The 13621-nt window shown below is 73.0% G+C and carries 8 protein-coding genes; 5 read left to right on the forward strand and 3 right to left on the reverse strand.

Translation table 11 applies throughout. The annotated features are described in order from the left end of the window. Window positions 1-24: 24 nt before the first annotated feature. The 3 genes from ABZ078_RS02425 to ABZ078_RS02435 form a co-directional block, all read right to left on the reverse strand. Entirely contained in the window at window positions 25-6288 is a 6264-nt protein-coding gene (locus ABZ078_RS02425) for a protein kinase (RefSeq protein ID WP_356570900.1), read from the reverse strand. A 231-nt stretch (window positions 6289-6519) separates the two neighbouring features. Continuing rightward, window positions 6520-6912: an SCO5389 family protein gene (locus ABZ078_RS02430; protein ID WP_356570807.1), complete on the reverse strand. Its 393-nt coding sequence runs from the start codon at window positions 6910-6912 to the stop codon at window positions 6520-6522. A 56-nt stretch (window positions 6913-6968) separates the two neighbouring features. Then, a complete protein-coding gene (locus tag ABZ078_RS02435) occupies window positions 6969-7952 on the reverse strand; it encodes an ATP-binding protein (protein ID WP_356570809.1) in 984 nt (327 codons plus the stop codon). Between the two features lie 178 nt (window positions 7953-8130). Here ABZ078_RS02435 and ABZ078_RS02440 point away from each other — a divergent pair, with 178 nt between their 5' ends. From ABZ078_RS02440 to ABZ078_RS02460, 5 genes are read left to right on the forward strand one after another with little or no spacing between them, the layout of a single operon-like run. Next, window positions 8131-8667 (forward strand): GNAT family N-acetyltransferase, encoded by a 537-nt coding sequence (locus tag ABZ078_RS02440; protein WP_356570811.1) that lies wholly within the window; start codon window positions 8131-8133, stop codon window positions 8665-8667. Between the two features lie 3 nt (window positions 8668-8670). After that, window positions 8671-10158 carry an ABC transporter substrate-binding protein gene (locus ABZ078_RS02445; RefSeq protein WP_356570813.1) on the forward strand — a complete coding sequence of 496 codons (1488 nt, stop codon included), beginning with the start codon at window positions 8671-8673 and terminating at the stop codon, window positions 10156-10158. A gap of 3 nt (window positions 10159-10161) precedes the next feature. After that, window positions 10162-11949 (forward strand): ABC transporter permease subunit, encoded by a 1788-nt coding sequence (locus ABZ078_RS02450; protein WP_356570815.1) that lies wholly within the window; start codon window positions 10162-10164, stop codon window positions 11947-11949. After that, entirely contained in the window at window positions 11946-13169 is a 1224-nt protein-coding gene (locus ABZ078_RS02455; protein ID WP_356570817.1) for an MFS transporter, read from the forward strand. The genes ABZ078_RS02450 and ABZ078_RS02455 overlap by 4 nt, the downstream gene beginning before the upstream one ends. Window positions 13170-13179: 10 nt before the next feature. Then, the gene (locus ABZ078_RS02460) at window positions 13180-13617 is read left to right on the forward strand and encodes a GNAT family N-acetyltransferase (RefSeq protein ID WP_356570819.1); all 438 of its coding nucleotides are present in this window, start codon (window positions 13180-13182) and stop codon (window positions 13615-13617) included. The last annotated feature ends 4 nt before the right edge of the window (window positions 13618-13621 follow it).

Below are 13621 nucleotides of genomic sequence, written 5' to 3' on the forward strand. Positions count from 1 at the left end.
TCGTCAAATCCTCAGGGTGGAAGGTCAGTTCGTGGCCGGGGAGCCGAAGTAGCGGGTGTGGGCGGCGGCGATGGCGTCCCAGTCGGCGCCGTGCGGGAAGCGGACCACGTCCCAGTTGGCGTCGTACAGCCGCTCCTCGGCCGCGGCGTCCCGAGTGGTGTCCGCTGCCGTGCCGGGGGAGTCGACGAACACGGCGACCTTCGCGCCCGGCAGCCGGTACACGAAGTCGGGGACGGCGTTCGCCTCGGCCAGCGGCACGCTCGTCCCGTCCGGCAGACGCAGGCCCCGCGCCTTCGCCCACCCGAGGAAGTCGCCCCGCGCGGCCAGTTCCGCCGCGGATTCCTCCACCGGGCTCGTCCCGGACCGGTCGAGCAGCCGCCGGTACTGCTCCGACCGCGACTCACCGCGCGCCTCGCCCCGCGCCGACGCCGAAGCGAACCGCACCAGCAGGCCGGCCACCGTGTGCCGGTTGATCCGGGCGTGGTCGAGCTGGTTGCCGTACGTGAGGAGGCAGTCGTAGCAGCCGAGGGCGCAGGCGCGGCCCGGGCGGTGTCTCTCGTCGCCCTCGTCCTCGCCGTCCGCGGAGAAGTGGCAGATCTCCAGCGCGCGTCGGGCCGCCCTGGCGAGCGCGTCCCCTTCCGCCTGGAGACGGCGCAGCACACCCGCGCCGCCCTCCGCCGCCTCCATGAAGAGGATGCGGCGCCGCGGGCCGTCGTCCGGCGGCAGCAACTCGCCCGCCAGCTCGGCGTCCTCCAGCTCGAACGCGGCCTCGATGCCCCGCTCCAGGGCGTACATCAGCGTCAGCGCGATCGGCTCGGGCAGCGCCTCGTCGAGGGTGACGACGAGGATGTTGCGCCGGTCCTCCACGTACGGGATGACCCGCTTCCTGCGACGCCGCTCGGTGCCGTCCGCGTCCGCCAGCGGGAGTTCGGTGGAGTCGCCGGACGCCTCGGCCGCGTCCTTGTCGTTCATCCAGCGGCCGTCGGCCAGGTCCAGCCAGTAGCCCGGCGGCTCGTCCGCGCGGGCCCGTACCCGGCCCGTGTTGGTGACGCGGATCGTCGCGGAGTCGCCGTAGGCGATCTCGGCGAGCCGCTCGCCCGACGAGTCCGTGACCGTGGCGTTGCGGCGGCCCTTGCGGGTTCCGTGGTCGTGGAAGCGGTACGAGGTCTGAAGCCGGAAGCCGGCCCGGCGCCGCTCCTCCTCGTCCGAGGAGATCCGCTCCCGGCGCGTGGTGTACACGGTGTGCAGGTGCAGCAGGCCGTACGTCGCCGCCCCGAGCGTCTCGTCGCAGAAGCCGCAGCGGTCCTCGCGCTCCTTCGGGTCGTGGTGGTAGCCGCAGTTCGCGCAGCGCCGCGCCTCACCGGTGGTGAGCTCGCCGGAGGAGTCCGGCGGCAGCTGGATGCGGGTGACCTGGTAGCGGGCGCCCTCGTGGTAGATCAGCGCGCCGGGGCCGAACTCGCGGATGGCGAGGAAGCGGGGGCGCTGGAGGTAGTCGCCGTCGCCGCGGCGGCGGCCGATCGTCGGGATGTACGCGGCGAGCGGCAGGCGCGGGAAGCTGTAGCCGGGCAGGAAGCCCTCGGAGGCCAGGTAGCGGTAGGGGTTGAAGTCGGAGAGGACCGACTTGCTGTCGACGCTCTCGTTCATCAGCAGGTTCAGCTGCGTCTCCGCCTCGCGGCGGCGGGCGTTGGCACGGTTGCGGTCGCCCTCGGTGAGGCTGTAGTCGAGACGCCGCTTGTTCTGGACGTACTGGTCGTCCAGGGCGGAGCGGAACAGGCTGCGCCAGCGGTCGAAGGCGCGGTCGAAGCGCTCGGCGACGGTCCGGACCTTGTCGTCGATCCAGTCGTCGTGCCACCACGTGGTGTCCGCGAAGTCCCTGAACAGCGGGCCGAGGACGCGCAGTGCCGCGTCGACCGTGCGCCGCTGGGCGCCGTCGTCGTGCGCCGCGTCCCGGATGTCCGGCAGCAGGTGCAGGGCCGGGTCCGGGCGGTCGCCGGTGTCCGGGTACGACACGTCGAGCACCTCGGGGATGGATCGGCCCAGGCGCAGCCCGGCCTCGGCGATCCAGATGCCCTGGAGGTGGGAGAGGACCAGGTCCTCGTTGGCGAGGTCCAGGCGCGGCGGGGCCACCGCGCCCGCCACCATCCGCTCGGAGCGGCGGAAGTAGTACTGGTCGTGGCTGTTGCCCGTCGCGCAGTACGTCGTGACCAGGGCGGGCTGGCCGCTGCGGCCCGCGCGGCCCGAACGCTGGGCGTAGTTGGCGGGCGTGGGCGGCACATTGCGCATCATCACCGCGTTGAGCTCGGAGATGTCGACGCCCAGCTCCATCGTGGGAGAGCAGTACAGCAGCTTCAACTCGCCCTCACGGAAGGACTTTTCACGCGCCTCGCGGTCCTCGGGGGACACCTGCGCCGTGTGTTCGCGGGCGTACAGGCCCGACAGGGCGTCGGCGGTCTCCCGGTACAGCCTGAGGAAGAACGTGTTGACGCGCGGGCCGTCGCCGCTCTGGTACGTGCGGGTCAGCGGGTCGTGGGCGCCCGACTCTCCCTTGCCCGCGCGCCACACCAGCGACTGGGCCGCCACCCGGTAGCCGATCGCGGTCGCGGACGACGCCCTGCGGTAGCGGCCGGCGCGCTGCGGGGCGGCCTCCACCTCCTTGACCAGGCCCGCCTTGGTGAGGACCTTCAGCAGCTCCGCGACGATCAGCTGCAGGTCGTCCTGGTCCAGGTCGCGGAAGATGCGGTCCGTGCGCCGCAGGTACTTGCCGAACTTGCCGCGCGCCGACAGGAACAGGCTCGAACGGTCCATGCCGGGCCGGGACGGGTGCGGGTAGGCGGTGCCGACCCGGGGTTTGTCGGCGGAGGACAGCACCCATGGGTCGACCAGCCGCTCCTCGCTCGCGCGCTGGAGGGAGTCGAAGGTGTCGTCACGGAAGTAGGACACGTCGATGGCCAGCGAGCGGCGCATCTCGTCCAGCAGCGCCTTCATGACCTCGGCCCGCAGCGCCGGGTCGGCGTCCCGCAGCGCCTGGTGCGTGCCCTCCCAGCGGTCCTGCCTGGCGGCGACCCAGCCCAGGTCCTCGTAATCGATCTCCAGCAGGCCGGTCTGCTCCAGGTTGGGCATGGTGATGCGCCAGCCGCGTTCGAGGTCGAGATACAGGCGGAAGGCGACCACGTCCCGCAGCGTGCGCGCCGCGTTGCGGGCGAGTGACGGCGGCAGGTCGGACTCGCCCGTGTAGTCGGCGGGGGACACGCCGAGCGCGTTGCTCACCGCCGAGGCCAGCTCCTCGTGGTGCAGGCCGTCCTCACCCGCGTCCAGGGCCGCCCGGTAGAGCGCGCCACGCAGCTGGGTGATCTGCACGAAGTCGTTGAAGTGGCCTGCTTGGAGGGAGGCGTCCTGACGGTTGTCGACGAAGGTGAGGAGTTTGCGTGCCCTGTCGTCGAGGGCTTCGTCCGGTACCGACTTCAGCGAGCGGACGATCGACGCCGAGACCAGCGAGGTCGCGGAGGAACGGCCCTCCTGGTCCAGCGTGGCCAGCTTGGCGAAGTCCCGGCCGCGTGTCTGCTCGTAGGCCACACCGCAGTGCAGGCAGAACAGGAACGGCGACGGGATGAACGCGGCCTTCAGCTCACCTTGGCCCTCCCGGCCGTACGGGTCGACGGTGACGGCCTTCGGGACGCGGTCGCGGTAGGCGCGCTTGACGACCTCCTGGCCCTTGTCGTCCAACTCCAGCCAGGACTCCGGCAGTCGGCGGTCGTCCACGGCGTACTGCGTGTCGGACGGCCACTCCCGCTCGTGGTCGATGTACAGGTACCCGTCGCCCTGCCGGCCGCCGGTCGCGGAGGTGTCGCGGCGGGCCTCGTAGCGGACCTCCCCGTCCTTCTCGGTCCGCCACACCGTCAGGTACTCCTGGCCGCACTCCCGGCAGAACGCCAGCGGCATCAGCAACTTGCCGCCGCTGCCGGGCTGTTCGAGCTGGTAGGAGCGGGTGAGGTGGCGGGAGGACTTGTCCTCCAGGGTGACGTGCACCGTGTCACCCTTGGACAGGAACTGGTGCAGCCGGAACGCGAACAGCGGCCGTTCGGTCACCGGGTGGCGGGCCTGCGAACCCGCTTCCAGCGTGGCGCGGACGGCGGCGACGCAGTCACTCTCGGGCACGCCGGACTGCTCGCTCAGCTCCTTCGCCGCGACCTCGATCTTCGCCGGCCGCTGACGGACCAGTCGGCCCGACTCCGCGTCCTCGACCAGGCCGAAGCGGCCCTCGATCCACCGCGCCAGCGGGTCACGCACCAGGTCCTCGTAGGCGCGCGGGGCGCCGGGGGATGTGAGGCGCTCGGCCGGTACGTACTCGGGCGGCTCGCCGGTCGCGCGGACCAGGGTCTCGCCGATGACGTGCTCGGGTCGCACGGGCGTACCGAACAGGGTGGTGGCCACGTCGGCGACCACCGCCCGCTGGTCCTCCAGCGTGCCTTCCGTCGACATGGTCGCCGACGTCCCGACGCACTGGAGGTTCTCCGCCTGGCACGCCTCGCGGACGCGGCGGATCAGCAGGGCCACGTCGGCGCCCTGGCGGCCGCGGTAGGTGTGCAGTTCGTCGAAGACCAGGAACTCCAGGCCCCGCGCCATCCTGATGAGGCTCGCCCGGTCGGCCGGGCGGGTCAGCATCAGCTCCAGCATCACGTAGTTGGTGAGCAGGATGTCCGGCGGGTTGTCCCGGATCTCCTTGCGCTTTTCGTCGTCCTCCTGGCCCGTGTAGCGGGCGAAGGTGACCGGCTCGCGGCCCGCGCCGTAGCCGTCCCGCAGGTACTTCTCCAACTCCCGCAGCTGGCTGTTGGCGAGCGCGTTCATCGGATACACGATGATCGCCCGCACGCGCTTCGGAGCGTTCGGGCCTGCCTCGTCACGCTCGTGCAGCACCTTGTTCACGATCGGCACGATGTACGACAGCGACTTGCCCGAGCCGGTGCCGGTGGTCAGCACGTACGAGGCGCCCGAGGCGGCGGCGTCGAGGGCGTCGCGCTGGTGGCGGTGGAGGGTGAGCGGGCGGCCGTCGCAGACGGTGCCACCCTCGGTCTTCCTCGCCTGGAAGACGCGGGCGCACTCGGGGTGCAGCACTTCGCGCTGGGCCAGTTCGGCCACGGTGCCGCCGCCCTCGAAGAACGGGTTGAGCGACAGCCACGGGTCCGGCCACTGGGACTTGTCGTCGAGTTCCCCCTCGACGAAGTCCGTGATCCGGGCGTCGCGGATGACGGTGCCGCCCTCCGTGAAGGAGCGGTAGTCCCTGATGAGCGCCCGGTGGACACCGAAGACGTCCATGCCGGCACCCGGGACCGGTGCCGGCGGGGCGGGCTCCTCCGCGTCACCTGCGGGCACGGTTGCCGGTGCCGGGGCAGCCTCGCGCACGGCCACCGTCGGATCGAGTGCCTCCCAGTGGGGGAGCAGCGATGCCCCGGCGTCGGAGACGGCGAGCGGCACCAGCGCGTCCCGGACGGTCACCGCGTCGGCGGGACGGTCCGCGGGGTCCTTGGCCAGCAGACGCCCCACCAGCCGGGCCAGCTCGACCGGAACCTGAGCGCGGATCGCACGGACCGGGGCGGGGTGGTGACGCACATGCCGGTCGGCGAGCTCGTACGCGGACTCACTGGTGAACGGAGGGACTCCGACCAGCATCTCGTACAGCACACACCCCAGCGCGTACAGGTCGGCCGCCTGCGTCACCTGCTTGGCCTGGCACTGTTCCGGGGCCATGTAGCGGGCCGTGCCCACACTGACACCCGTGCTCGTCAGCCGGGTCTGGTCCGGGTCGTCGACGACGCTGCCCATGCCGAAGTCGAGGATCTTGACGGTGCCGCCGTGCGTGAGCATCACGTTGGCCGGCTTCAGGTCGCGGTGCACGACGCCGACGGCGTGCGCGGCGGCGAGCCCGGCGGCGATCTGCGCGCCGATGGCGGCGGCCCACGGAACGGGTAGCTGTGACTCCTCCTCGACGAGGTCCCGCAGGGGCTCGCCGTCCAGGAACTCCATGGCGAGGTAGGGCAGTGCGGCCCGCTCGTCGATGCCGCCGGCCACCAGGCGGGTCAGATTGGGGTGGCGCAGCCGACGCATGATGCGCACCTCACGGGAGAAGCGCTGGGCGGCCTTCGTGTCGCTGCCGGTGTCGATCCGCGTCCCGGTGCGGCGGCGCAGGATCGTCTTGACGGCGACGGTGCGCTCGGGTGCGCCCTCGGGGGCGTGCAGGTCCTCGGCGCGATGGACCTCGCCCATGTTGCCCCTGCCGACGACCTGCCCCATGCGGAACCTGCCGCCGACCAGTGCCTGGCTCACTGCCCCTCGCTCCTTCGCGCCTCGCCCCGTCTCCGCGGACTCATCGTGACAGAGGGAGTGCGATGGCGGCTGACACCGTACACGAGATGGCGAACCAAGGAAAGGCGGCTATCTGTTGACGACGTCAACACGCTGCCGTCTGCTCGGCGCGACGGGCGCCGAGCAGACGGGGCGACGAAAGCCTCATCCGCGGCGCGGTCAGCAGTCCCGGAACTCCGGCGACTGGTTCAGCACCTGCGACCGCACGGACGTGAACCGCGCATGCGTCTCCCCGCCCCGGGCCTCCGGCCGGAACGCCGCCACCCGGTGGCAGTTCTGGAAGGCGAGGGTCACGCCGAAGTGGCGCTCCAGGCTGCCGCGGATGGCATCGCTGGCGAGGGCGCGCAGGAGCTGGCCGCGCTCCCGCTCCGACGGGGGAGGGGTCTGGTTGTCGGTGAACTCGGCCGTGCCCTCACGCAGTTCGGCGGCGAGGGAGGCGACCAGGTCGTAGGCGTACGGCAGCGAGGTGCGGACCGTGTCCACGAATTCCTCCTCGCGGATGTCGCCGTGCTCGGCTTCGGCGAGGAGCTTCGGGGAGACGTCGAGAGACATGTGCGTATGTTCCTGTTCCGGGGTGGTGATGAGTGGGGCTGGGGGGCGCGCTGCCGTCAGGCCGGATCAGCCGGATCAGCCGGATCCGTCGGACCCGCCGCTCCCGCCGGACCCGGGACGAACTCCGGGTCCACCTGCGCGGCCAGGTCGTGGCCCGTCCTGTCGTCCGCCCACGCGCGCGCGTTGCGCAGATGGAACTCGACGGCGTGGCCGTGCGTCGTGGGCCAGTCCTTGGGGTGGGCGTCGACCGCCTCGCGCAGGACGTTCAGGGCGTGGACGTTGTGGGACTCCAGCTCGCCCTGCTCCCGGCCCTGTTCGGCCGCGCGGACCCAGGAGGAGTGGACCAGGTGGGTGAGGAGGTCGTCGCCGACCTCTTCCTTGAGGAAGAGCAGGTCGTCCTCGCACGTCACCTTGTTGCCGATGACCGCGATGCGGATGCCGAACTCCCTCGCGTGGTCCCGGTACTGGCGGTACACCGAGACGCCCTTCCGCGTGGGTTCCGCCACCAGGAAGGTCATGTCGAAACGGGTGAACAGGCCCGACGCGAACGCGTCCGCGCCCGCCGTCATGTCGACCACCACGTACTCGCCGGGTCCGTCGACCAGATGGCCCAGGTAGAGCTCGACAGCGCCGAGCTTGGAGTGGTAGCAGGCCACCCCGAGGTCGCTCTCGTCGAACTCGCCCGTCACCATCACCGGCACGTCCCCCACGCGCCGCACGTGCCGCGCGTGCAGTTCGTCGTCGCCGAGCAGGGTCAGCAGGCGTGAGCCCCTGCCGGGCGGGGTCGTCTTGATCATGGCGTCGGCGGAGGGGATGCGCGGGTTGGTGCCGCGCAGGAACTCCTTGACGTCCCTCAGATGGGCGCCGAGGGGCGGGGCGTCCAGCGTGTCTCCCTCGTGACCCAGCGCCTGCGCGAGGTGCTGGTTGATGTCGCCGTCGATGGCCAGCACGGGAGCGCCGGAGCGGGCCAGGTGGCGGGAGAAAAGCGCCGACAGGGTCGTCTTGCCGCTGCCACCCTTGCCGACGAAAGCGATACGCATCAGCAACCCGCCTTCGCGGCCGGGATAGACTTGTTGAAAATGGATGTCATGTGGCTAGGGTGTCGGCGGCTCGCGATCACTGTCAAATCGCCTGGGCCGTATGGGAGTTACCGGAGGGAGGGGTGGTCGTGAGCGCCTCCGTGATCACCTCCTTCGGCCTGATGCATATGATGTGCAAGTGCATGACTACAGCATCAGGGCGGCCAGCCCGGACGATCTGGACGGTGCGCGAGCCCTGATGCTCGACACCGTCTACCGCGACTTCGGCACCGGCTATGTGCCCCGCTGGCACGCGGACATCATCGACCCGGCCGCCGCCTACCTCGTCCCGCCCCGCCACACCCTCCTCGTCGCGCTCGACCCGCGTGACCAGGCCGTCGTGGCCACGGCGGCCCTCGACTCCCGCGGCCCCGCCCACCCCCCGAACCCGCGCCGTCTCGCCGAGCGCTACCCCTCGGGCGAGACCGCGCAGCTGCGCCGCGTCTACGTCCGCCCCGAGCACCGCAGGCGCGGCCTGGCCGGGCGGCTCGTCCACGAACTGCTCGCCTTCGCGGCCGCGGACGGCGGCTACCGATCCGTCTATCTGCACACCGACCCCAAGGTGCCCGGCGCCGAGAGCTTCTGGCGCTCGCTCGGCAAGGTCGTGCACGACGAACGCGAGGACCTCGACGGCGGCAAGGACGTCGTCCACTTCGAGATACCGATGGGGCGATAGACCGTGCGCCGAATCCGCCCGCTCCTCGCCCTCGTCCTGGCCCCCGTCCTCGCCGGCTGCTTCGCCTCCGGCGGCGGCGATGCCGCGGGCGACTCCCAGGACGGCTCCCGCCTGCGCGTCGCCCTCGCCTTCCCGCCCGCCGAGAGCCTCTCGCCGTACGGCGCCGACGCCACCATCCTCAGCCGCCTCGGTGTCACCGAGGGCCTGACCGCGCTGGACGCCAACGGCGCCGCCGCCCCCGCCCTCGCCGCCTCCTGGCGCCGCGAGAACGACCGCACCTGGCTGTTCACCCTGCGCGAGGCCACCTTCCAGGACGGCACGGCCGTCACCCCGGCCGCCGTCGCCACCGCCCTCACCCGCGCCGCGCAGGCCGAGCCCGCCCCCGCCGCCCTCGCCGGCGTCACCTTCACCGCGAAGGCCGAGGGCGGCACCGGCGTGCGCATCACCACAAAGAACCCCGACCCCGTCCTGCCGCTGCGCCTGTCCAGCCCCTCCCTCGCCATCCTCTCCGCCAAGGCGTACGAGAAGAAGGACAAGGCCGACCCGGTCGGCACCGCCACCGGACCCTTCGAACTCACCAAGGTCACGGGGGCCACCGCGGCCACCCTCGACCGCTACGACGACTACTGGGGCGGCCGCGCCCAGGCCCCCGGCATCGACGTGAAGTTCGTCGCAGACGGCACCGCCCGCGCGAGCGCCCTGCGCACGAACCAGGTCGACCTCGCCGAGGCGATCCCCGTCGCCCAGGCCGCCACCCTCGACAAGGGCACCCGCGAGGCGACCGCCACGACCCGTACCACGAGCCTGCTCCTCAACACCGCGAAGGGCCCCTTCAAGGACGCCGCCCTGCGGGCCGCCGCCCGGCAGGCCGTCGACACCTCCGTACTCGCCGAGGACGTCTACGAGGGATACGCCGACGCGGGCGCGGGCATCTACGGGCCCGCCGTCACCTGGGCCGCCGGCAAGCGGACCGAGCCGGTCGGACGCGCGAAGGCCGGCAAGCCCGATGGGACCCGGATCACCCTCGCCACGTACGACAACCGGCCCGAGCTGCCGGAGGTCGCCCAGGTGCTGAAGCAGCAGTTGGAGAAGGCCGGGTTCGAGGTCACGCTGGAAGTGCGCGAGTACGCGCGGCTGGAGAGCGACGCGCTGGACGGCGAGTTCGACGCGTTCGTCGGCGCCCGCAACAGCCTGGTCGACACCGGCGACCCCGTCGGGGTCCTCGCCGGCGACTACACCTGCGACGGCGGCTACAACCTCGCGCTGCTCTGCGACAAGGACGTCGACCGCGCCGTGGCGAAGGCCGCGGACGCCGCCGACACCGACGAGCGGCAGGACGCGGTCATGGCGGCCGAGGCGCGGATCCTCGGCACGGACGCCGTCGTACCGCTGGTCCACCAGCGCATCATCACCGGCGTCGTGACCTCCGTGCGAGGCGCGCTCCTCGACCCGTACGAGCGCACCCTCGTCGGCATCGGCACCCGGCGCTGACCCGTGCGGCGCCAGGCAGTCACGCTCCTGTGGCGTGCGGGGATCGCGGCCGCCCTGGTGTGCGCCATCGGCGTACTGCCCTGGCTCTCGCACACCGACCCGGCCCTCACCGTGCTCAAGGCCCGCTCGGCGGACCGCGACCCCACGCCCGAGGTGCTGGCGGACATCCGCGCCCAACTCGGCCTGGACGCCGGACCGTTCCCGCTGCTCGGGCAGTGGCTGGGCGGGCTGTGGCGCGGGGACGCCGGACGGTCGTGGATCTCCGGCGGCGAGGTCACGCCCGCCGTGCTCCAGGCCCTGGGCGTCTCCCTGCTGCTGATGGCGGTGGCCCTCGTGGCCGCCGCCGTCACCGCCGCGCTGATCTGCGCCCGCACCCTGTGGCTCGGCGCACACCGGCGGCTCGACGGGCGACGGGCGGGAGGTGGCGGCTCCGCCGTCCTCGCCGCGCTGCCCGAGTTCCTCACCGCGTCCGTGCTCGCCACCGTCGTCGGTGTGCAGCTCGGATGGCTGCCCGCCCTCGGCTGGTACGGCCCCCAGTGGACGGTCCTGCCCGCCCTCGCCCTCGGCCTGCCCGCCGGAGCCGTCCTCGGCAGGCTCCTCGACGACCTGCTGCCCGGCGCCTTCACCGAACCCTGGGCCCTGGCCGCCACCGCACGCGGACTGCCCGGCCACGCCGTCGCCCGGCAGGCCCTGCGCCGCTGCCTGCCCGGGCTGCTGCCCAACACCGGCCTGTTCGTCGTAGGACTGACCGGCGGATCGGTCACCGTCGAGCAGATCTTCGACATCCCCGGTCTGGGCCGCACCACCCTCCAGGCCGCCCTCGCCCAGGACCTGCCCGTCCTCCAGGCCGGCACGCTCGCCCTCGTCCTGCTCGCCGCGGCCGCCGCCGCACTGGCCCACCTCCTCACCCGCCTGCTGATCGGCCCGGCCCTGCGCGACGGCGCGCTTCCGTCCCCGCACCGTCCCGCGCCGCCCGCCCGCGGGATCCTGCCCTTCGTCCACGGCGGTCTGCTCGCGGGCGTCATCGCCCTCGGTCTGCCCCGCGACCCGCTCGCCCTCGACACCGCCGAACGACTCGCGGCCCCCTCCCTCGCGCACCCGTTCGGCACCGACGCGCTCGGCAGGGACGTCCTGGCCCGCGTCGGCCACGGCGCTCTCGACACCCTGCTGCTCGCCCTCGCGCTCACCGCAGTGACCCTGCTCACCGGAGTGGCGCTCGGCCTGCTGCCCCGGCTGTCCGGCCCGCTCGTCGACACCGTCACCGCGCTGCCGCCGGTCCTCGTCGCCCTGCTCGTCACCGCGATCGTCGGCAGCGGAACCGCCGCGCCCGCGCTCGCCGTGGCCGCCGTCGCCTGGGCGCCGCTGGCCGCCCACACCGCCGCCCTCCTCCGGCAGGAGCGCGCCGCCCTCCACCTGACCGCGACCCGTGCCCTGGGCGCCGGCCGCTGGTACCTGCTGCGGCACGAACTCCTCCCCGCCGTGCTGCCGCACGTCACCCGGCACGCCCTGCTCCGGCTGCCCGGCATCGCCCTCGCGCTCGCCTCGCTGGCCTTCCTCGGCCTCGGCGCCCAGCCGCCCTCCCCGGAGTGGGGCCTGCTCCTCGCCGAGAACCAGCCCTACGCCGAGCGCGCGCCCTGGGCGGTCCTCGCCCCCGCGGCCGTACTCGCCCTGCTCGGGGCGCTGGCGGTGACGGCGGCCGGAGGCGTGCGGCGGCGACCCCGCAGGACCGAACCCGCCCCACCGCCGTCCGACGAGCGGTCCCACACCAGGAAGGTGGTCGCCACCCGATGACCTCGTTGGCAGTCAGCCTCGGCAAGGCTCCGGACCGTCCTCGCCTCTCCCCCCTCCTCCGCCTCCTCATCGGCACCCAACTCGCCTTCAACATCGGCTTCTACGCCGTCCTGCCCTTCCTCGCCGAGCACCTGGGACAGGGCATCGGCATGGCGGGCTGGCTGGTCGGATTCGTGCTGGGGCTGCGGACCTTCAGCCAGCAGGGGCTGTTCGTGGTGGGCGGCGCGCTGGCCGACCGGTACGGCATCCGGCCGGTCGTACTCGCCGGCTGCGTGCTGCGGATCGCCGGGTTCGCATGGCTCGGGTACGCACGGGAGACCTGGTCGGTCATCGGCGCGGTGCTGCTGATCGGGCTCGCCGCCGCGCTGTTCTCGCCCGCCGTCGAGTCCGAGGTCGCCCGGCAGGCCGTGATGTGGGAGGAGTCGGGCGGCGGCTCCCGCACCCGCGTCCTCGCGCTGCTGACGGTGGCCGGGCAGGCGGGCGCGTTCGTCGGGCCGCTGCTCGGCGCGCTGCTGCTGTCGGTGGACTTCCGTACGGTCTGCCTGGCCGGTGCCGGCATCTTCGTCCTCGTCCTCGCCGGACACGCCTGGCTGCTGCCGCAGCACATACCCGGGCGCGAACGCGTCGCCGTCCGCGGCGGCATGGGCAAGCTCCTGCGCAACCGCCGCTTCCTCGCCCTGTGCTGCGCGTACGGCGCCTACCTGCTCGCCTACAACCAGCTCTACCTCGCCCTCCCCGCCGAGGTGGAACGCGCCATGGGCTCCCAGGCGCCGGTGGCCTGGCTGTTCGCCCTGTCCTCGCTGCTCGTGGTGGTCGCCCAGCTGCCGGTGACGCGCTGGGTGGGGGAGCGGCTCGACCTGCGCCGGTCGATGACGGCGGGGCTGCTGCTGATCGCCGTGGGCTTCACGGTCGTGGCCGCGGCCCGGCCCGCCGGCTGGACCGGCACGCTCGGCCTGTTGCCCGCGGCCGGCTTCGTCGTCCTGCTCACCCTCGGCCAGATGCTCGTCGCCCCGGTCGCCCGTGCCTGGGTCCCCGACCTGGCCGAGGAGGGCCGGCTCGGCCTCTACACCGGCGCGTTGTCCTCGGTCTCCGGCCTGATCGTCCTCGTCGGCAGCTCGGCGACCGGCACGCTCCTCGACACCGGCCTCCCGGCGGCTGTGCCCTGGCTGGTGCTGGCGGCCGTGCCGGCCGCGGCGATCGGGTTGCTGCCGCGCAGGTAGGGTCCCCGGCATGGACGTTCAGGTGGAGATCGCCCGGGAGACCAGCGCCGAACTCGTGGCCGCCTTCGGCCGGCTGCTGCCGCAGCTGTCCCGGACCGCGAAGCCCCTCGACCTCGCGGCGGTCGACCGCATCGTGCGGTGCGACGCGAACACCGTGCTCGTGGCACGGGCGGCGGGCGAGATCGTCGGCACTCTGACCCTCGTGGTGTTTCCCGTGCCCGCGGGGCTGCGCGCCCGTATCGAGGACGTGGTCGTCGACGGTGCCGCACGCGGTCACGGAGTCGCCGGGCTGCTGATGCGCGAGGCGGTGCGGTTGGCACGGGAGTCGGGGGCGCGGACCGTCGACCTCACCTCGCGGCCGGACCGGGCCGCGGCCAACCGGCTGTACGAACGCCTCGGGTTCACGGCGAGGGAATCGACGGTGTACCGGATGCCCCTCGACGGCTGATCAC

The sequence above is a fragment of the Streptomyces sp. NPDC006385 genome (genome assembly GCF_040612485.1).
GTDB lineage: Bacteria > Actinomycetota > Actinomycetes > Streptomycetales > Streptomycetaceae > Streptomyces.